This is a genomic window from Echinicola sp. 20G, assembly GCF_015533855.1.
GTDB lineage: Bacteria > Bacteroidota > Bacteroidia > Cytophagales > Cyclobacteriaceae > Echinicola.
Genome location: NZ_AP024154.1, coordinates 176,488 through 196,478 on the forward strand (window position 1 = coordinate 176,488; position 19,991 = coordinate 196,478).

Consider the following 19,991-nt stretch of genomic DNA (forward strand, 5'->3'; position numbering starts at 1 on the left):
TGCCAACCAAAATTAAGACAATATATGCTAACCGCCATAAGATTACTAGACTCTCCAACAAATCTTCTCAATGAAACAGGAGTAGTTTTTATATCAAAGGAAGATGATATCAAAAACATTCCGATAGAAGATTCCAAGTCAGCCTATATTCTGGATCAACTTTATAAGAAGAACAAAATGTCCTTTAGTTGGTCTGACGAAAACACAAACTTGACCTTTCTCAAAAGCAAAGACCACGATGAGAATGCCTATAAACTGGATTTGGCCAGAAAAGCAGGAGCTACTTCTTGGAAATCATTAAAAGAAACTGAACAACCTAAAGTTTTTTATTACGGAAAATCAGAAAAGCTTTTCCTAGCCTTTCTGGAAGGTGTTTTATTGGCCTCGTATAAATTCACAAAATACAAAAGTAGTCCGAAAAACTCCCCCAAGACTATTGAGGTAGTTTGCGACATCATTGAGGAAGGCAATATTGAAGAACTCTTGACTGTCATCAAGGCAACTTATGAGGCAAGAAACTTGGTTAATGAGCCTGTAATCCACCTAAATGCTGTCCAACTTGGACTTGAAATCGAACGCCTTGGAAAAGCTTATGGGTTCGAAACAGAAATTTTTGATGAGAGCAAAATTGCTTCTTTGAAAATGGAAGGACTATTGGCGGTAAACGCGGGAAGTGAACTGCCTCCAACTTTCTCGATCCTTCATTACAAGCCCAAAACAGGAAAGAAATTCAAAAAGCCAGTTATCTTAGTAGGCAAAGGGGTCGTTTATGACACGGGTGGACTGAGTCTTAAACCAACAGCCAATTCGATGGACTTTATGAAAGCTGACATGGCAGGTGCTGCTGCCGTGATCGGTGCCATCTGTGCAGTTTCCCAACTTGGCCTTCCACTTGAAGTAATTGGCCTGATCCCTGCCACAGATAATAGGCCTGGATATAATGCCGTCACTCCCGGAGATATTATTACCTTTGCCAATGGTAAAAGTGTGGAAATCCTAAATACAGATGCAGAAGGCAGGTTGATTTTAGCGGATGCCCTTATTTATGCTAAAAAGTATGATCCCAAATTGGTAATTGACTTGGCTACCCTGACTGGGTCTGCAGCTGCAGCACTGGGAAAGGAAGCTGCTGTCATGATGGGAAAAGCATATGATGAAGAAAAAAGTTTCTTAAAAATAGCTGGACAAGAAGTTTTCGAAAGACTGGTTGAATTCCCACTTTGGGATGAATATGGAGAAGGACTAAAGTCCTCTATTGCCGACATCAATAATTTGGGCGGCCCATCAGCAGGCGCAATTACTGCGGGAAAATTTTTGGAGCATTTTATAGACTATAACTGGATCCATATCGATATTGCAGGTCCTTCTTTCATCAAGTCTGGGGAAGATTATAAACCTGCTGGGGGAACTGGCTATGGGGTAAGGCTCATCACTCAGTTTTTGAAAAATATTTCTAATTGATCACTCATGAATCATAAAAAAAATAAACCCGTATTAGGTATTACCATTGGGGATATCAATGGAATAAGTGCGGAAGTCACCATGAAAGCCCTCATGGATAACCGGATCCTAAAACAAATCACTCCGGTCATCTATGCACATGGCAAGGCCATGACTTTCTATAGAAAGCACCTTAAGCTGGAAGATTTCAATTTCATGCAAATACGAAGCATAGAAGAAATCCACCACAAAAAAATCAATGTGATCAATGTAGTGGAAGAATGTCCAGAAGTAATGCCGGGGGTGGAAACATTGGAGTCAGGAAAGATGGCTTTGGCTTCACTTGACCATGCCATCAAGGATTTGAAAGAAGAAAAAATCGATGCTTTGGTCACTGCTCCCCTGAATAAAAACAACATCAATTCAGCGGAATTGAAATTTGTAGGCCACACAGAATACCTTACTGAAGCATTTAACAGTAATGACAGCATGATGTTTATGGTAGCTGAAGACATGAGAGTTGGGCTCGTATGCGGACATGTACCTTTAAGTGAAGTCGTTGCTAATGTTACAGGTAAACGCATAAAGCAAAAACTGAAAATCATGTTAAAATCTCTCAAAGAGGATTTTGGCATAGAAAAACCAAGAATAGCGGTTTTGGGTTTAAATCCACACGCAGGCGAAGATGGGCTATTAGGAAAAGAAGAAGAGGAAATCATCAAACCAGCCATACGAGAGTTTAAAGACCAAGGCCATTTGATCTTTGGCCCATATGCTTCAGACGGTTTCTTTGGCATGATGCACCAAAAGAAATTTGACGGAATATTGGCCATGTACCATGACCAGGGTCTAATTCCATTCAAGACTTTGGCTTTTGAATCAGGTGTTAATTTCACTGCTGGCTTGCCCATAACAAGAACTTCTCCTGATCACGGAACAGCTTATAACATAGCCGGAAAGAACATCGCCGATGAAGGTTCTATGCGCTCAGCCATATTTACAGCATACGATATCATCTCCCAAAAGGCTGATTGGGAAGAAGATGATTAAAATAAATTAGTGGTAGATTTTATATTTATAAAATAGTTCACTAAATTTGCGGTCTTAAATTAGCAGGAGGAATAGTGAAATTCTGGAGAGCTTTCGACATTGACATCATCAAACTTAACGAAGGAAAGCATGAGTTTTCTTTTGAAGTAGGTGATGAATTCTTTGATCATTTCAAAGACAATGACATAGTAGAAAAGGGAGATCTAAAGGTCACTGTGCTTCTAAAAAAAGAAGCTAATCTCCTAGAGGCAATTTATAAAATAGATGGTTCTGTAGAATTGACCTGTGATAGAAGCTTGGAAAAATTCAACCAGCCTCTTCATTCGGAAGAAAAGATCATCTACAAATACGGCCCGGAAGAACAGGAAATCAATGAAGAAATCTTCATGATTACCCGTGACACACCGAGCATCAATATTGCCCAGTTGATATATGAATTTGTAATTCTTGCCTTACCAGCAAAGAAAATCCACCCTGATTATCAAGATGATGAGGATGAGGAAGATTTGGACAGTACGGGCGAGTTTGTATATTGGTCGGACGAACTATCTGAGGAAGACCCTGAAGAGGGAGACACAGAAGGTAGCAAAGAAGATCAAATAGATCCCAGATGGGAAGCTTTAAAAAATATTAAGAAAAAAGATTAATCTAAAAATTGTATAGAGATGGCACATCCTAAACGAAAAATTTCGAAAACCAGAAGAGACAAGAGAAGAACGCATTACAAGTTAACCGCTCCAGGTCTTGCACAATGCCCTACTACAGGTGAGTACCACCTTCCTCACAGAGCTTACTGGCTAGACGGTAAACTGTACTACAAAGGACAGGTAATCATTGAAAAAGAAGTACTTGCTTAAGCAAGCGAAAAATACCTTAAGTCAACTGCGAAAATCGTAAGTAACTCACATACTAAATCCATTTGGGAGAACCCGAATGGATTTTTTTATGACCTCAAGTGGTCATTTGATCTGCATGGCTTCAAATATGCTTCATTTAGCATTCTACTTGTGAAAATACTTGGTGGTAAAGCACATTTTAAATAATTTTGGAAGCCTAATTTATTTTGATACAGTTACTATAGAGAGAAACGGTTCAAAATAGTAAAATTAAAGGGCAAATGATTTGAAAGCATCTCACCTAACTGGTGAGCATTTGCCCAAAACACAAATTAAATGGAAAAAACTAGAGCAGTCATTACCGGAGTACATGGATGGGTTCCTGACTATGTCCTTACCAACAAAGAACTGGAAACCATGGTAGATACCAATGACGAATGGATCACTACCAGAACCGGAATCAAAGAAAGAAGAATACTCAAGGGCGAGCACCAAGGGACTTCCGTTATCGGAGCCAATGCCATCAAAGGATTATTGGAAAAAACCGGCACAAACCCCGAGGATATTGACCTTATCATCTGCGCTACTGTTACCCCTGATATGCCATTCCCTTCTTGCGCAAACGTAATTGCTCATAAAGTAGGTGCTGTCAACAGCTATAGCTTTGACATTTCTGCAGCTTGCTCTGGATTCCTTTATGCCCTAACGATGGGAAGCCAGTTTATAGAAACAGGTATGCACAAAAAAGTTATCGTTGTAGGAGCGGATAAAATGTCTTCAATTGTCAACTATGAAGACAGAACTACTTGTATTATTTTCGGCGATGGTGGTGGAGCAGTATTACTTGAACCTACTACTGAAGAGCTTGGTGTAATGGACTCTATTCATCATTCAGATGGATCTGGCGCTCCTTATCTTCACATCAAAGCAGGAGGAAGCCAAAATCCTGCAACACTTGAAACTGTAAAGGCCAAAGAACATTATGCCTATCAGGAGGGATCTACTGTATTTAAGTTCGCTGTCACTAACATGGCTGAAGTAAGTGCAAAGATCATGGAGAAAAACCACCTTACCGGTGATGATATTGCCTGGTTGGTTCCTCACCAAGCAAACAAGAGAATCATAGACGCTACTGCAAATAGAATGAATGTAGGACCTGAAAAGGTCATGATCAACATTGAAAAATACGGCAACACAACGGCCGGAACACTTCCTTTGTGCCTTTGGGACTACGAGTCGAAACTCAAAAAAGGAGATAACTTGATCCTTGCCGCTTTTGGAGGAGGATTTACTTGGGGATCCGTTTACCTTAAATGGGGATACGATCCTAAATAATTAAACAATCACAAAAAGAATCATATGGCAAGTACTGCAGATTTCAAAAATGGTCTTTGCATGGAATTTAACCATGACATCTACAGCATCGTGGAGTTCCAGCATGTAAAACCAGGAAAGGGAGCCGCTTTTGTAAGAACAAAACTTAAAAGCCTGACCACTGGAAAGGTACTAGACAAAACCTTCAACGCTGGAGAAAAAGTCACTACTGCCAGGGTAGAAAGAAGGGAACATCAGTTTTTGTATGCAGATGATATGGGATACCATTTCATGGATACCGCTACCTTTGAGCAGATTCCTATTGAGGCAAAACTCATAGAAAGAGCTGACCTGATGAAAGAGGGACAGATCGTTGACATCTTGATTCATGACGAAACAGATACGCCACTAGGTGTAGAACTACCTCCTTTTGTAGAGTTGATGATCACTTACACAGAGCCAGGTATCAAAGGCGATACAGCGACCAATGCATTGAAACCTGCTACCCTAGAGACAGGCGCTACGGTAATGGTTCCTTTGTTTGTGGATCAAGACATTATGATTAAGGTAGACACCAGAGATGGCTCCTATTCAGAAAGAGTAAAATAATTTTTAAAGCTATGTGATTTTGCTAAATTACATGGTTTTACAGTTTTTATAAACCCATTAAAGGACTCTTGACTTTTTGAGAGTTTAAGAAAAAAACAAAATTATGAAAGCGAAAGAAATCCAAGAACTTATAGACTTTATTTCTAACTCTGGCCTAGCCGAAGTAAAAATCGAAACAGACGAACTTAAACTGTCTATCAAGAAAAATTCTGAAGTACAAACTGTAAAAGCAGTTGAAGCTGCTCCAGTTGCACCTTCAGTTGCTCCAGCACCTGCAGCAGCTCCTGCTCCTGCGGCTGAAACTCCAGCTGCACCAACCGCTGACACGTCAAGCTATGTGGAAATAAAATCTCCAATGATTGGAACATTCTACACCACCCCAAATCCTGATTCGGATGCATTTGTTCACGTTGGAGACACTATTAAGTCAGGACAAACGGTATGTATTATTGAAGCTATGAAACTATTCAACGAAATTGAATCTGAAGTTTCAGGAAAAATCGTTAAGATTTTGGTAGAAAATGCTTCCCCTGTAGAGTATGACCAACCATTGTTCTTGGTTGACCCTGCTGGATAATCTTGTTTTTTCATTAATCTGTAATCAATCGTGTTTAAAAAAATATTAATTGCCAACAGAGGAGAAATTGCACTAAGGGTCATTCGTTCTTGCAAGGAAATGGGGATCAAAACAGTTGCTGTTTACTCCACTGCTGATAAAGACAGTCTCCATGTAAGATTCGCTGATGAAGCTGTTTGCATAGGAGCAGCTCCTAGTAGAGAGTCTTATTTGAATATCCCTAGAATAATCGCCGCTGCCGAGATCACCAATGCAGATGCCATCCATCCAGGATATGGCTTCCTTTCTGAAAATGCTGAATTTTCAAAAATATGCGAAGAGTATAACATCAAGTTTATTGGTGCTAGCTCAGACATGATCGACAAAATGGGAGATAAGGCTACAGCTAAAGCTACCATGAAAGAAGCAGGTGTTCCTACAATACCAGGATCTGAAGGCTTGCTGGAGTCCATTGAACAAGGTGTTCAAATTGCCAAAGAAATGGGTTATCCGGTAATTCTTAAAGCTACTGCCGGAGGTGGTGGCAGAGGCATGAGAATTGTCCGAGAAGAAAGTGAATTTAAGAAAGCTTGGGATGACGCCAGACAAGAGTCTGGAGCAGCATTTGGCAATGACGGACTCTACCTTGAAAAATTTGTAGAGGAGCCAAGGCACATCGAAATCCAAGTAGTTGGAGACAGTAATGGCAAAGCCTGCCACTTGTCAGAAAGAGATTGTTCTATCCAAAGAAGGCATCAAAAGCTTGTAGAAGAAACTCCTTCTCCATTCATCACCGATGAGTTAAGAGAGGCTATGGGTACGGCTGCTATCAAAGGTGCTGAAGCCATAGGTTATGAAGGTGCTGGTACTATTGAATTCCTTGTGGACAAACACAGAAACTTCTACTTTATGGAGATGAACACAAGAATCCAGGTAGAGCACCCAATCACCGAAGAAGTTACTGACTTTGACTTGATCAAAGAGCAAATAAAAGTGGCGGCTGGAATTCCAATTTCTGGCCAAAACTATTACCCGAAGCTTTACGCCATGGAATGCAGAATCAACGCAGAAGATCCTGCCAATGGTTTCCGTCCAAGCCCAGGAAAGATCAACAACCTCCACCTTCCCGGTGGCCGTGGTGTTAGGGTTGATAGCCATGTTTATGCTGGTTATATCATTCCTCCAAATTACGATTCTATGATTGCCAAACTTATTGTAAGTGGACAGTCAAGAGAAGAGGTTATTGTGAGAATGAAAAGAGCACTCGAAGAGTTTGTGATTGATGGTATCAAAACCACCATTCCTTTCCACTTGGCTTTATTGGAAGACCCTGAGTTCAAAGCAGGAAACTTCACAACCAAGTTTTTGGAGACTTTTGATTTCTCTGTGATTAAAGGTTAATCCGATCATTTAAACTTAAAAAGGTAAGCCTATTATTCGGCTTACCTTTTTAAGTTCAAAATCACGCTATGCTAATCCTCACAAGGAATTTCTTTTTGTACATCCACGTGAACCCCATAGAATGGATATCTCGGAACAATAGCGCTGTAGTATTTCCAATCATCTCCTGTCATTGCAGTTGACATATCCTTAAGAGTAGAGAAGCGACCTGGTGCAGGATTTCCAGAAGGAGCGGTATCATACCCCTGTACTTTTACATTCTCATCATCTAAGGCAAAAGACCACAATGGAGCATCTATTCTGATCAAAAGCTCTACAAATTCACCAGGGCTAGCACCAACAGGTATATCTGCATTCCTCAGCTCCTTCAACTTTACAGCTCCAATATACTGTCCTTTATTTCCTGCTTGTAAGTAAACCCATTTGATATCCTGCCCTACTGGAACGTTTTCATCGTATTCTGGAACTTCAATGTACATGGCCCAATTCCCCTTCTTTGTGTACCTAGGACCACATGCCCAAGCAGTCTCATCTTGATAACAGGTTTCTTCATCAACTTCACAACCCAAGCCTGGAAAACAAAACTCTCCACATCCTGTTATAGCTCCGGACTTATAATAAGCAGTCCCGTTTAAATCAACCTCAAACTGCCTGTTAACTACTAGTTTATAATAGGTTTTGGAAGAACCTGAGGTACCTACATCAAATTTAAAAACAGATGCTCCGTTCGAAGGGTCTCCACAAGTGTTTAATGATCCATCCGGTTGGTAACTAGGATCAAAGGGCGTGAAATTTTCTCCATCCGTACTTGTGCTTGCACTAACAACATCTTCAAAAGTAGCGCAAGTACCTAATGTAATGTTCCAGTGACTTAAGTTTTGGACAGTTCCACCTGAACCATTACCAGGGTTAGGGTTCTCAACACTCCATATCCATTCATAATTCCCTTCACCTATTCCAGTAACACTTTCCAAAACCACACCGTAAGGTCCCGCACATTCTGGATTGCTTTTTACTTCCGCATTGGTGACGACTGAAAAAACATTTAGACCTTCCTGAACATCAATATCCTTGTTATCAAATTGACTACATGCCACACACAAAGCAGCAAGAGCTAAACTCCAAACCTTGTTTGGTAATTTAGCGGCATATAAATTTTTCATAGTTACTTGAGTTTATTTTACACAATCTACAAATAACTTAAATACAAAAAAATGCATTTTAAATTCAAAATATATGAATTAAAGGAAAAATGAGATTGAATTATATAAACAGTGGATATCCAAAACTAACAACATGAAAAAGTAAATATTTTACAAACATATTTCAAACACCCAATAGAAGAACGTTAAATAAAATATCTTTGTAGAGATACTTTATTTAACTTCTCACCATGGCAGGATTATAATGGAATAATGCGTTTTAAATGATTTATTTTGAGAATATTAATCACATTCTATCTGTAGTTTTGCCCCCACATAAATAGAATAATAAGGAAACCTTTTTAAGATAACTTCATAATATTCCCAATCAACTCCCGTAGCTACTTCAGCGACACCACTGTGAGTGGTAAATTTCGCAGGATCCAAATCCTCAATTGTAGGAGCCTCATCAAATCCTTGCACTTTTACATTCTCAACATCTGAACCAAAATACCAGTTGTCATCATCAATTCTTACCATCAATCTAACATATTCGCCAGGCATTCCCCCCTCTGGAATATCCGCTGCTTCCAACTCCTTAAATTTAACCGCTCCAATATACTCCTCTGAATTTACAGATTCTAAATATACCCACTTGATCTGTTCATTACCGATATGGCTCACATTATAGGCTGGCACCTCAATATAACGCGCATTATCCTCAGTCCCTGGATATTGAAAACCAATTGCCCAAGCAGATTCAGTCACAAAACATTTACCTTCTTCCACTGGAACAGGCTCTGTATCTTCTGATCTATCTGGAATTGGGGGATCAAAGTGATCACAAGAGGTACTTATTAATGTAATTCCGATCATAATAACGGAAAGCAGGTATTTGGGCATTAAAAAATTCTTCATCATATTTTTATTTAGTTACGATTCATTCAACGACACTAATATAGTAAAATTATAAATTTAAAATACAATTTTAAGTACATAAACTACGTTTTTTTAATAATAATCTGAAATTACGTTTTCCAAACCTTTTACACCTAAAAACAAAAAAATTAACCAGATGCCTTACTCCTAATTCGTTGAATTAATGGATGGTATCTTTACCTAACCTTTTTTATATCTAAAAAAAGTACTTCAAAAAACCGTAGTCATACACTTCCATGAGACTGAAATTTCTTTTAAAGACAAATTGGCATGAACTTAAATTATCCCATGATTATAAACCATCTTTAGCATTTTCTGGTATCTTTAATATAACCTACCACCAAATCGTTCTTGCCTATGCAAACTATACTTGGAGCAGGAGGAATTATAGCAAATGAATTGGTTCGAGAACTTCGTACCTATACGGAAAAGGTGCGTCTGGTAAGTAGAAATCCCGTATTAGTGAATGAGGCAGACCAAACCTTTTCTGCTGATTTACTTGATCTAGGCCAAACCAAAAATGCCCTAAAAGGATCAACTGTTGCCTATTTGACTGTTGGGTTTCGATACAAACTGAAAATTTGGGAAAAGGCTTGGCCAAAAGTAATGAACAATGTGATCGAAGCATGCAGGGAAGAAAATGTTAAACTGGTTTTTTTTGATAATGTCTACATGTACGACCCCACGTGTATGGGGCACATGACAGAAGACACTCCTTTCAGGCCTGTTAGCAAGAAAGGTCATATCAGGGCTAAAATTACAGAACTACTTCTCGAGCACATTGCAAAAGGAAACATCGATGCCCTCATTGCTAGATCTGCTGATTTTTATGGGCCTTCCATTTCATTAAAAAGCATCTTAACTGAAATGGTTTTTAAACCATTATCAAGATCAAATTCTGCCAAATGGCTGGCAGATCCTCATCAAGCCCACTCCTTCACTTACACACCTGATGCCGGTAAAGCTACTGCTTTGTTGGGCAATACCCCTGATGCTTTCAATCAGACTTGGCACCTCCCTACAGCCTCCAAGCCACCAACAGGCAAGGAATGGATTCATATGGTAGCAAAAGAAATGGGGAACATTCCAAAATATCAAGTTATCCCAAAATGGTTCTTCAAGACCTCAGGAGTCTTTGTTCCTTTTATGAAGGAATTATCAGAAATGATCTACCAATATGATCGCCCTTATATTTTTGACAGTTCAAAATTCGAGGAATTATTCTTCTTTAAACCCACATCTTATATAGAAGGAATCAGAAGAATAATCCGCTTGGACCATCCATCTCTAGTTAAACACAAAGACGACCTGCTTTACACTTAAAAACAGGTCGTCCGATCATTTGAGCTCTGAAGAAAACTAGCTTTCAATATCCCTCACCAATTCTTCATACCAAGCTTCGCCATATTTCCTTATCAAAGCATCCTTGACAAACTTATAAATAGGAACATTAAGTTCTTTTCCTAAACCACAAGCAGGACTGCAGATATCCCAGCGATCATAATTCAGCGCATCATACTCATCATACTTTGTCACCCTTACAGGATACAAATGGCAGCTTATTGGCTTTTTATAATCAATATCTCCATTGATATGGGCCTCTTCAATCCCACATTTCAATGTTCCTCTTTCATCTATTATGGCATAAGCACACTCTCTATTGTCTCCTATCGTGGGGGTACCTTTATCTCCATCCCTATCAATCACCCAAGTTCCTTGTTCCTCAATTACCTTTCTCCCTTCTTCAGTGATGTACTTTTTTACTTTTGGATAAATTTCCTCCAATATCTTGGTTTCATCATCTTCAAGTGGTGCGCCGGCATCTCCTTCCACACAGCAAGCTCCCTTACATTTTTCTAAATTACAAACGAAAAAGTGCTCTTTTAGATCATCACTGAGCACGGCATTTCCTACTAATATCATAACACTGTCTTTTCTCCTGCACAAAGTTAGGAAAAGTAAACAGCTTATCTGCAACAAACGCCCCGCTTTCGCGGCTAATCAAAACAAATACGATTGTAAAATTCTTAAATCAGCAGAATTTATCTTATTTTGCAAGGTGCAAGCCGACTTGTCGCCAAGGAATTCTCAGGAATCTACTTGGAGGAAAGTCCGGGCAACATAGAGCGCCATACTTCCTAACGGGAAGGGGCAAGGTTGGTGACGACCTTGTTACAGACAGTGCAACAGAAAACAAACCGTCCTGATAGCTATTGGGATAAGGGTGAAAAGGTGGGGTAAGAGCCCACCGGGTTTCGGGTGACCGCAACTGCATGGCAAACCTTATGGGTTGAAAGATCAAATAGGCCCCGGTCCAAGAGCTGCTCGTTCAATTCTGATTTGGACTCGTCCATAATCAGGAAACCGGGGCGGGTAGATCGATAGATCCAGATTGTGAAATCTGGGCTAGATAAATGACAAGTATCTTGCCGGTAAATATCGGCACAGAAACAGAACCCGGCTTACAGGCTTGCACTTTTACACTTTTAACCAAATAATCACTCTATGCCAAAAATCTTGATTATTGATGACGAAAAGGTCATCAGGTCTACATTAAAAGAAATCTTAGAATACGAAAATTACGACATACATGAAGCCCAAGATGGTACAGAAGGGCTAAAAATGATCGAATCCCAGGATTTTGATTTAGTTTTATGTGATATCAAAATGCCTAAAATGGATGGACTGGAAGTTTTGGACAAGGTTAGCCAAATGGACAAACAACCTCAGTTCATTATGATTTCCGCCCATGGTTCTATCGAGTCTGCTGTAGAAGCCACCAAAAAGGGTGCCTTTGACTTCATCCCAAAACCTCCGGATTTAAACAGGCTTCTGCTCACCGTAAGAAATGCTTTGGAGAAAAAGGATTTGGTTACAGAAACCAAAGTCCTTAAAAAGAAGCTTTCCAAAAAACTGGACATGGTGGGAGAATCAGAAGCCATCAACCAAGTAAAAGACACTATAGAGAAGGTCGCTCCTACTGATGCCAGGGTGTTAATCACTGGCCCTAATGGTACTGGAAAGGAGCTAGTAGCCCATTGGCTTCATAAAAAAAGCAACCGAAACAGTGCCCCTTTTATCGCGGTTAACTGTGCAGCCATCCCTTCTGAATTAATAGAAAGTGAGCTCTTTGGACACGAAAAGGGAGCTTTCACGTCTGCCAACAAACAAAGGCAAGGGAAGTTCGAGCAAGCGAACGGTGGAACTATTTTCCTTGATGAAATAGGAGACATGAGTCTCTCCGCTCAAGCCAAAGTCTTACGAGCATTACAAGAGCATAAGATCACAAGAGTGGGCGGTGACAAAGACATCAAAGTAGATGTTCGCGTCTTGGCTGCAACCAACAAAGATCTTAAAAAAGAGATCGAAGAAAATAATTTCAGAGAAGACCTTTACCATCGTCTCAGCGTAATTCTTATTCAGGTCCCTGCTCTTAAGGACAGAAAAGAAGACATTCCTTTATTGGTAGATAGATTTCTTGGTGACATTGCAAAGGAATATGGTACTGCTAAAAAAGATATAGAAGAAAAAGCAGTAAAGAAACTTATGGAATACCCATGGACAGGGAACATCCGTGAGTTAAGGAACGTGGTGGAAAGACTGGTTATCCTAGGCAGCCAGACCATCACTTTGGAAGAGATAAAAAAATACGCTGATTATTAAATCAGCGTATTTTTTTATCCTTTCACTTCTTGACTGTCCACCGCCTTGGCGTACGCTGGACATGGCTTGCTAGATGCGCATGCTCCCATTGCTAAAAGACAGGAAGCCAAAATAATAGCTGCTAGTTTTCTCATGATAATTAATTTGTTATAAATCAAATATGTCCAATTCTGTAAGGAATACAAAATTAATTCACCATTAAATTACACCCTCTAATCTCACTATTATCAAATCTACCTAGAATTTCCAGTGTCCCATCCTCCTGATACCTCCCCAGGTCCTGTGTCTCTATAAATGCACAAGAATGGAAATTCGCCAAATCAATAATGTTTATTCCTCCTTGATTTCTTCTTGTCCAAGTCAAAGGATCGTTGATATCCCTAAGGTAAATACGCATGGAATGAGGCAAAACATACTTCCCATCTCCTTTTGAATATGCTTGGGACATCAATTCGGTCATACCATATTCTGAATGCACTTGACTTATCTTGAAAGCTTTCTTTAGTATCTCATGAACCTCCTCACGGATCATCTCTTTACGCCTACCCTTCATCCCACCTGTTTCCATCACAATAAGATTATCCATTTCTGGAAACACATCATTAAATTGTTCTGCCAAATCCAACAGAGCGAAGGTCACTCCCAAAAGCAGCACTTTTCTTCCATCATTCCGAGTTTTTAAAGCATGAAGCTTCTCGATCAAAGCCTTATAATTATACAAATAAAACCCTGAGTCCCCTGAACGGGAGTGCTCGATAAAATAATCTGCCATGGCCACCAATGAACTTCCCTTTCTTTCCAAGTACGCAGGCAATAAGGCTAAAATGTGATAATCCCTTAAGTCACCATAAAAATCTTCAAATATCTTTTCTGCGTGTTTTAAATAAGTTTCTTCGGACCAAATGAAATGCTTGCTCGTAATTTGACCTGTGGTTCCACTGCTAGAATAAAAAGAAGAGAAATCATCTTTTTTACCACAAACAACCGGGAATTTCTTAAAAAACTGAATAGGCAAAAAAGGGATTTCTTCCACTTTTTTCACCGCTTTAGAATCTACTCCCCGAGCCTCCAAATAAGACCTGTAGATGGCATTTTCTTTTGCTTGAAATTGAAAAAGATCCAAAGCCAATTTTTCAAAGTCAGCCACCTTCATACTTTCCAATTGGCTTGAAAAACTTTTGAAATAATTCATCGTTTTATTATCTATAGTGGACAAATTTAAGCAAATTTAGGATTGCCATACTTATAATTAATTTTCACAAGCAATATGAAAGCAAAAAGCTATATATATGTCTTGATCTTAACTTTTTTATTGGGAGCCTGTGTGTCTCCACCTGATAATTTCCCCACAGTTCCTGAAATCAGTTTTGCTGATATTTCCTATGTTGAATTGGACAACTCTATCGACTCATTATTAGTTTCGGTTAAATTTAGAGATGCCGAAGGAGATCTAGGGCTGGACGCCAGAGACATCAATCCTCCATTCCATCCTTTGGAATATCAGAGAGATGGCCAAGGCAACCTGATTACTTATGCCAACCGCCCGTCAGAAGCACCATCTTACAACCCTATTGATTGGGTGATAGACCCTATCGTGGACAATGTAGAAGTAATGGACACGATTTGGGTGAAACAAAACCCCAATTTCAGCAACATATTTATCCAATTCTTTATCAAGAGAAACGGAACATTTACTGAGTTCAAATGGTCTGACCCTCCTTACTACACTACTTTCAATGGCCGATTTCCAGTCATCTTGGAAGGAGACAACCAAAGGGCTATTGAAGGAACAATAAAATACTCTATGAGATCTTCTGGTTGGAGGTCCATTTTCAGAAATGACACTGTTAGACTTGATATTCAAATTCAAGACCGGGCCTTAAACAAAAGCAATACAGTATCCACTCCAGAGTTCACATTGGATCAAATATCAAAATAAAAGAGAGGCTGCCTATCAAGGCAGCCTCTCTTTTATTTTATAATTAGGTACTGGTTCAATCACCACATAGGATAGCTTACAGGATCCACCTCATTCATGATTTCATACGCTTTCTCAACCAAGTCATCCGAACTTGGTTTGGAAAAATAGTCTCCATCCGAAGAGTAGGCTGGCCTATGCGCTTTAGCCGCAACAGTAACAGGCTCCGAATCCAGCAAATAATAGGCTTTTTGTTCTTCCAGTACTTTCTGCATCATATAAGCCGTTGCTCCACCAGGAACATCCTCATCAGCAAATATCACTCGATTGGTTTTCTTTATAGAATCTATAATCGAATGATGTACATCAAAAGGCAATAGTGTTTGCACATCAATCACCTCCATTGACACACCTAACTCATCAAGTTGCTCTGCAGCATCCAAAGCTATTCTGCACATGGCACCATAAGTCACCAATGTAATGTCATTACCTTCTCGAAGAATCTCTGGTTTACCAAGCGGAACGGTAAATTCCCCAACATTGAGAGGCATTTTTTCCTTTTGACGATAAGCATTCAAACATTCAATCATCAAAGCAGGCTCATCACTTTTAAGCAAAGTATTGTACATTCCTGCTGCTTGTGTCATATTTCTTGGTACACAAACCAATAAACCTCTCAAACTTCCCAAAATCGCACTCATTGGTGAACCCGAATGCCAAACACCTTCCAACCTATGTCCCCTTGTCCTTACTATCAAAGGTGCCTTTTGACCTCCTTTAGTTCTATAGTGAAGACTTGCAAGATCATCCGTCAGGGTCATCAAAGCATAATATAAATAATCCAAATATTGGATTTCTGCAATCGGACGCAAACCTCTTAGCGCCGCCCCAATCCCTTGTCCAATGATTGTAGTTTCTCTGATACCAGTATCTGTCACCCTCAATTCTCCATGCTTAGCCTGCAAACCAGCAAAAGCCTGATTCACATCACCGATCTTACCTACATCTTCGCCAAAAGCAAAAACCCTTGGATCCCTACTTAGCATCTTATCAAAGCAAGCCTGAAGAACTTCTCTACCATCTACCAAATGTTCATCATCTGAATAATCTGCTGGAATTACATTTACCTTCTGGTTACTTTCAGAGGATTCGGAATACAGATGGCTGTTATACCTGCCATGGTTTTTCTCTTTTTGATCTTCGTACCAGTTTTTAAGTTCAAATCTCACCTCAGATTGATCAAATCTCATTAACCACAATGCCTTTCTAACCGCACCATTAACATCCTTACGGATCGGGTTGAGCGTTTTGGACAATTCATCGGCTAACTGGTTAAGTACTGAAATCTGCCCACTATTTTGCGCGGCAGACTTGATCAGCTGAACTGCATCGTTCAATTCTTCCTTGATACTTCCTGAAAATGCTTTCCAAGCTTTTTCTTTTTGCTCTCTCACAAACTTCACCGCTTCACGGTCGATCTCCTCTAGTTCCTCTTCTGTCGCAAGCTCATTATCCAAAATATATGACCTGAACATCAAGATACAGTCATGGTCATTTTCCCACTGAAGTCTTTCTTTGGATTTGTACCTTTCATGAGAACCAGATGTGGAATGACCTTGAGGCTGGGTCATCTCAATGACATGTACCAAAGCAGGTACAAATTCTTCTCTGGCCAACTTCTCAGCCCTTTCATAAGCTTGGTGCAAAGCTTCATAATCCCAACCTCTTACTACTATGATTTCAAGACCGGGCTTCTCTTCATCCCTTTGAAAACCTGACAGGGCCTCTGAAATACTTTCTTTGGTTGTTTGGTATTTATTAGGAACTGAAATACCATATTCATCATCCCAAACCGAAACTACCATTGGAATCTGAAGTACTCCGGCAGCATTGATGGTTTCATAAAACATTCCTTCTGCTGTAGAAGCATTTCCGATAGTTCCCCAGGCAATCTCCTGACCTAAGCCTTTGAATTCTTCAATCTCTTGAAGTTCTTTGTTTTCTTTGAAAAGTTTAGAGGCATACCCTAAGCCCACAAGCTTTGGCACCTGACCTGCGGTGGGTGAAATATCTCCAGCAGAATTTTTTACATTCCTGATATCCTTCCAACTCCCATCATCATTCAATGACCTGGTAGCAAAGTGACCATTCATCAATCTTCCCGCAGAGGCAGGCTCTTCTTTCACATCTACATGGGCATACAGCTGTGCAAAATATTCCTGAAGTTTCAACTCTTCAATGGCCAACATAAATGTTTGATCCCGATAGTAACCTGAACGGAAGTCTCCGTCCTTAAAATACCTGGCCATAACCACTTGCGCCAACTCCTTTCCGTCACCAAAAATTCCAAACTTCGCTTTGCCCATAAAGACCTCCTTTCTTCCCATCAAGGAAGCTTGGCGGCTTTGTTGAACAATTCTGTAATCAAATAAAATCTGGTCTTTTTCTAATTTAAGATTAACCTTATTTTGAGGTAACGTTTCCACTTCTATCATATTTATAAATTAACAGCTATATTGGGTTTTTCAAGGTACTCCAAAAATACTGATTTTTAGCTTTTATACAAATATTCCACTAAAGTATAAAACGTCAACCACAATAAAAAATTTCAAAAAATACATATAACAACAAGTCAATTAAAACAATATTCTGATAATCATAAAAAGGCATCAAAATTACATATTTTTAAATTTATCACAACTTCCTTTAAATGAATGTCAATTTTCAGAAAAATATAGACAAAATAAAAAACATCAAAAAAACATTGGTTTAGAACTTTATGCATATTTAAAATTTTAAAAAAAATTAAATTTTAAAATACAGGAATTTACATATACCAGTCGAAATAATACCTAAGTACCTAACAAGCAATCACATTTCTGTTAGTATATTTGCGACACATAAAGTACATCCAAACAACTCAAACTATGATTATAGGGATTCCTAAAGAGATTAAAAACAACGAAAACAGGGTAGCCATTACCCCTGCGGGTGCCCAAGAACTTGTAAAAAGAGGACACACTGTATATGTCCAACATACCGCTGGAGAAGGTAGTGGATTTCCTGATGAAGTATACGTTGAAGCTGGTGCCAAAATCCTTCCTACTATTGAGGAAACTTATGCCATCGCTGAAATGATCATGAAGGTAAAAGAACCAATTGAACCTGAATATGATCTTATTAGAGAAGACCAACTTTTATTCACTTATTTTCACTTTGCATCTCATGAGCCACTTACCAAGGCCATGATCAAGAGCAAATCAGTATGTCTTGCTTACGAAACAGTTGAAAAAGCTGGAGGTGGGCTTCCTCTTTTGGTCCCAATGTCAGAAGTGGCAGGTAGAATGGCCACTCAAAAAGGTGCCAATTATCTTGAAAAACCACTAGGAGGAAAAGGAATCCTTATGGGCGGTGTGCCAGGAACCCTTCCTGCTAAAGTACTGATTTTAGGAGGTGGTGTCGTTGGCACTCAAGCAGCATGGATGGCTGCTGGACTTAAGGCTGATGTAACGATACTTGACGTTTCTCTTCCAAGAATGCGCTACTTATCAGACGTTATGCCTGCCAATGTAAAAACAAGAATGTCAAATGAATTCAACATCAGGGAATTGATCAAAACTGCTGACTTGATCATCGGTGCTGTTTTGATCCCTGGGGCCAAAGCTCCTCATTTGATCACTCGTGATATGCTTAAAGATATGCAACCAGGAACTGTGCTTGTTGACGTGGCTGTGGACCAAGGTGGATGTATCGAAACTTGTAAGCCAACCACCCATGAAAATCCTACTTTCATCATTGATGATGTGCTTCACTATTGTGTAGCCAATATGCCGGGAGCTGTGCCTTATACTTCTACTGTGGCACTGACCAACGCTACACTACCGTACGCCATTCAATTGGCAGAGAAAGGTTGGAAAAAAGCATCTCAAGAAAATAAAGAGTTGGCTAAAGGCCTTAATGTCATCAAAGGAGATGTTGTTTATAAAGCAGTTGCAGAAGCATTCGATCTAGAATACACTCCAGTTGAGAACTATTTGTCTTAATTAGGAATATATCAACCCAAATTTAAGGCTGCCTCTTTGGGCAGCCTTTTTTATTTTAAGCCTAAACTAATACCTTTTGTTCTGGCACTCCTTATTTGCTTTAACAAAATCGCTGACCAAATAAGCTACCAACTTTGCAGCACTCTGATCACTCCTACCATCCTGCATTCGAATAGCCCCTTCACAAACATGTAAATAAGCGACCTTTTCTGCAGAAGCCATATGATGAACATACTGTCGAGCCTGAATAGCTGTAACCCCTACTGGGCTCATCGCACTGGACAAAACATCTTCGATCACATCAAGATCCAACTCTACTCCATAGGTAGTGTTCATCACGAACTCCTTCGCCCTCTGCATGGATTGCTCAAAGGAAAATTTCTTCCTCAGAAAAATATCTTCCCAAAAAATCACGTCAATTTGAGGTGAGCTTTTCATCTCGTCAATCATAGACTGAGCATTATAGTTTTCACTCAATCCTAAAACTGCATATTTCTGTAAATAGCCAGCTTCAAAAGCATACCTAAAGCCATTTCCACTATGCCTTCCTTCGTTCATCCTGAAATCAGCATGGGCATCTAAATTCACTGTATTGATAGCTGGAAAAGGTATTTTCTGAGTTGCATAAAGCCCTTCCGCAACACCTTTGATTATTGGGTAACAGTTATTGTGTCCCCCACCAATTACTATAGGAACTTTTCCAGCCAAAACCACCTGCTCAACCAAATCACTCACCGCCACATCTATCTGCTCAACTGCATTTCTCCAAGACTGAACAGAAGCTTCACTTGCCGGAATGATTCCTGAAAAATCAAAACTTCCTAAAACAGAAAGTTCTCTACCGTCAAAGCCATTTGTGCTTTGAATATTCAAGAAAACCTCCAAAAAAGGCTCCCAAAGACTTTCTGTTCCTGCTTTACCTAAATTGCCCTTGACACCAATCGACTCAGGCACTCCTATCAAAACATACTTTTTCCCTTCCAGCCCTAGCCTTACCTTTTCTCCCAACTTGGTTTCCCCTTGCCTCTTAGAAACCCTTTGGTCTAAGTCGTGTTGATCAAATTGATTAAAAAAACTCAT

The 19,991-nt window shown here is 39.6% G+C and carries 18 protein-coding genes and 1 other RNA gene; 13 read left to right on the forward strand and 6 right to left on the reverse strand.

Annotated elements, in window-relative coordinates; all coding sequences use genetic code 11:
- Positions 1-24 precede the first annotated feature (24 nt).
- From JL001_RS00860 to accC, 8 genes are all read left to right on the forward strand, one after another.
- Complete coding sequence (locus JL001_RS00860; protein ID WP_200974278.1) at positions 25-1,461, forward strand: M17 family metallopeptidase; 1,437 nt, start codon at positions 25-27, stop codon at positions 1,459-1,461.
- 6 nt (positions 1,462-1,467) lie between these two features.
- On the forward strand, positions 1,468-2,490 hold the full coding sequence (pdxA, locus tag JL001_RS00865) for a 4-hydroxythreonine-4-phosphate dehydrogenase PdxA (RefSeq protein ID WP_200974279.1): 1,023 nt from the start codon (positions 1,468-1,470) through the stop codon (positions 2,488-2,490).
- A 74-nt stretch (positions 2,491-2,564) separates the two neighbouring features.
- A complete protein-coding gene (locus tag JL001_RS00870) occupies positions 2,565-3,137 on the forward strand; it encodes a DUF177 domain-containing protein (RefSeq protein WP_200974280.1) in 573 nt (190 codons plus the stop codon).
- Positions 3,138-3,155: 18 nt separating this feature from the next.
- A complete protein-coding gene (gene rpmF / locus JL001_RS00875) occupies positions 3,156-3,347 on the forward strand; it encodes a 50S ribosomal protein L32 (protein ID WP_015264052.1) in 192 nt (63 codons plus the stop codon).
- A 315-nt stretch (positions 3,348-3,662) separates the two neighbouring features.
- Positions 3,663-4,661, forward strand: a complete 999-nt coding sequence (locus tag JL001_RS00880; RefSeq protein WP_192011195.1) for a beta-ketoacyl-ACP synthase III — start codon at positions 3,663-3,665, stop codon at positions 4,659-4,661.
- Positions 4,662-4,685: 24 nt separating this feature from the next.
- Positions 4,686-5,249 (forward strand): elongation factor P, encoded by a 564-nt coding sequence (efp, locus tag JL001_RS00885; RefSeq protein ID WP_192011194.1) that lies wholly within the window; start codon positions 4,686-4,688, stop codon positions 5,247-5,249.
- 103 nt (positions 5,250-5,352) lie between these two features.
- On the forward strand, positions 5,353-5,826 hold the full coding sequence (gene accB / locus JL001_RS00890; RefSeq protein WP_200974281.1) for an acetyl-CoA carboxylase biotin carboxyl carrier protein: 474 nt from the start codon (positions 5,353-5,355) through the stop codon (positions 5,824-5,826).
- A 30-nt stretch (positions 5,827-5,856) separates the two neighbouring features.
- Positions 5,857-7,206, forward strand: a complete 1,350-nt coding sequence (gene accC / locus JL001_RS00895; protein ID WP_200974282.1) for an acetyl-CoA carboxylase biotin carboxylase subunit — start codon at positions 5,857-5,859, stop codon at positions 7,204-7,206.
- Between the two features lie 71 nt (positions 7,207-7,277).
- Here accC and JL001_RS00900 read toward each other — a convergent pair whose 3' ends face one another.
- Both JL001_RS00900 and JL001_RS00905 read right to left on the reverse strand, forming a co-directional pair.
- Complete coding sequence (locus JL001_RS00900; RefSeq protein ID WP_200974283.1) at positions 7,278-8,369, reverse strand: hypothetical protein; 1,092 nt, start codon at positions 8,367-8,369, stop codon at positions 7,278-7,280.
- 282 nt (positions 8,370-8,651) lie between these two features.
- Complete coding sequence (locus tag JL001_RS00905; RefSeq protein ID WP_200974284.1) at positions 8,652-9,269, reverse strand: hypothetical protein; 618 nt, start codon at positions 9,267-9,269, stop codon at positions 8,652-8,654.
- A 375-nt stretch (positions 9,270-9,644) separates the two neighbouring features.
- Here JL001_RS00905 and JL001_RS00910 point away from each other — a divergent pair, with 375 nt between their 5' ends.
- Positions 9,645-10,610, forward strand: coding sequence for an NAD-dependent epimerase/dehydratase family protein (locus JL001_RS00910; protein WP_200974285.1), 966 nt, complete (start codon positions 9,645-9,647; stop codon positions 10,608-10,610).
- Between the two features lie 36 nt (positions 10,611-10,646).
- On the opposite strand, the gene JL001_RS00915 is transcribed toward JL001_RS00910, so the two are convergent.
- Entirely contained in the window at positions 10,647-11,210 is a 564-nt protein-coding gene (locus tag JL001_RS00915) for a DUF3109 family protein (protein WP_200974286.1), read from the reverse strand.
- A gap of 135 nt (positions 11,211-11,345) precedes the next feature.
- Here JL001_RS00915 and rnpB point away from each other — a divergent pair.
- Both rnpB and JL001_RS00925 read left to right on the forward strand, forming a co-directional pair.
- Positions 11,346-11,768, forward strand: an RNA gene (gene rnpB / locus JL001_RS00920) — RNase P RNA component class A.
- A 24-nt stretch (positions 11,769-11,792) separates the two neighbouring features.
- Positions 11,793-12,950: a sigma-54 dependent transcriptional regulator gene (locus tag JL001_RS00925; protein ID WP_200974287.1), complete on the forward strand. Its 1,158-nt coding sequence runs from the start codon at positions 11,793-11,795 to the stop codon at positions 12,948-12,950.
- Between the two features lie 187 nt (positions 12,951-13,137).
- On the opposite strand, the gene JL001_RS00930 is transcribed toward JL001_RS00925, so the two are convergent.
- A complete protein-coding gene (locus JL001_RS00930) occupies positions 13,138-14,142 on the reverse strand; it encodes an acyl transferase (protein ID WP_200974288.1) in 1,005 nt (334 codons plus the stop codon).
- Between the two features lie 75 nt (positions 14,143-14,217).
- Between JL001_RS00930 and JL001_RS00935 the strand changes: the two genes are divergently transcribed.
- Positions 14,218-14,889, forward strand: a complete 672-nt coding sequence (locus JL001_RS00935) for a hypothetical protein (RefSeq protein ID WP_200974289.1) — start codon at positions 14,218-14,220, stop codon at positions 14,887-14,889.
- 59 nt (positions 14,890-14,948) lie between these two features.
- Here the strand turns inward: JL001_RS00935 and JL001_RS00940 are convergent, their stop codons facing one another.
- Positions 14,949-17,363, reverse strand: coding sequence for a thiamine pyrophosphate-dependent enzyme (locus JL001_RS00940; RefSeq protein ID WP_200974290.1), 2,415 nt, complete (start codon positions 17,361-17,363; stop codon positions 14,949-14,951).
- A gap of 432 nt (positions 17,364-17,795) precedes the next feature.
- On the opposite strand from JL001_RS00940, the gene ald reads away from it, so the two are divergent.
- A complete protein-coding gene (gene ald / locus JL001_RS00945; RefSeq protein WP_200974291.1) occupies positions 17,796-18,911 on the forward strand; it encodes an alanine dehydrogenase in 1,116 nt (371 codons plus the stop codon).
- Positions 18,912-18,977: 66 nt separating this feature from the next.
- Here the strand turns inward: ald and JL001_RS00950 are convergent, their stop codons facing one another.
- Positions 18,978-19,991 carry a formimidoylglutamase gene (locus tag JL001_RS00950; protein ID WP_200974292.1) on the reverse strand — a complete coding sequence of 338 codons (1,014 nt, stop codon included), beginning with the start codon at positions 19,989-19,991 and terminating at the stop codon, positions 18,978-18,980.

Excerpts from the sequence above, each read along its gene's own strand:
- pdxA (WP_200974279.1), top strand. The coding sequence starts at position 1,468 with ATGAATCATAAAAAAAATAAACCCGTATTAGGTATTACCATTGGGGAT.
- rpmF (WP_015264052.1), top strand. The coding sequence starts at position 3,156 with ATGGCACATCCTAAACGAAAAATTTCGAAAACCAGAAGAGACAAGAGA.
- ald (WP_200974291.1), top strand. The coding sequence starts at position 17,796 with ATGATTATAGGGATTCCTAAAGAGATTAAAAACAACGAAAACAGGGTA.
- JL001_RS00935 (WP_200974289.1), top strand. The coding sequence starts at position 14,218 with ATGAAAGCAAAAAGCTATATATATGTCTTGATCTTAACTTTTTTATTG.
- accB (WP_200974281.1), top strand. The coding sequence starts at position 5,353 with ATGAAAGCGAAAGAAATCCAAGAACTTATAGACTTTATTTCTAACTCT.
- JL001_RS00880 (WP_192011195.1), top strand. The coding sequence starts at position 3,663 with ATGGAAAAAACTAGAGCAGTCATTACCGGAGTACATGGATGGGTTCCT.
- JL001_RS00910 (WP_200974285.1), top strand. The coding sequence starts at position 9,645 with ATGCAAACTATACTTGGAGCAGGAGGAATTATAGCAAATGAATTGGTT.
- efp (WP_192011194.1), top strand. The coding sequence starts at position 4,686 with ATGGCAAGTACTGCAGATTTCAAAAATGGTCTTTGCATGGAATTTAAC.
- JL001_RS00925 (WP_200974287.1), top strand. The coding sequence starts at position 11,793 with ATGCCAAAAATCTTGATTATTGATGACGAAAAGGTCATCAGGTCTACA.
- JL001_RS00860 (WP_200974278.1), top strand. The coding sequence starts at position 25 with ATGCTAACCGCCATAAGATTACTAGACTCTCCAACAAATCTTCTCAAT.
- JL001_RS00950 (WP_200974292.1), bottom strand. The coding sequence starts at position 19,991 with ATGAGTTTTTTTAATCAATTTGATCAACACGACTTAGACCAAAGGGTT.
- JL001_RS00915 (WP_200974286.1), bottom strand. The coding sequence starts at position 11,210 with ATGATATTAGTAGGAAATGCCGTGCTCAGTGATGATCTAAAAGAGCAC.
- JL001_RS00900 (WP_200974283.1), bottom strand. The coding sequence starts at position 8,369 with ATGAAAAATTTATATGCCGCTAAATTACCAAACAAGGTTTGGAGTTTA.
- JL001_RS00940 (WP_200974290.1), bottom strand. The coding sequence starts at position 17,363 with ATGATAGAAGTGGAAACGTTACCTCAAAATAAGGTTAATCTTAAATTA.
- JL001_RS00905 (WP_200974284.1), bottom strand. The coding sequence starts at position 9,269 with ATGATGAAGAATTTTTTAATGCCCAAATACCTGCTTTCCGTTATTATG.
- JL001_RS00930 (WP_200974288.1), bottom strand. The coding sequence starts at position 14,142 with ATGAATTATTTCAAAAGTTTTTCAAGCCAATTGGAAAGTATGAAGGTG.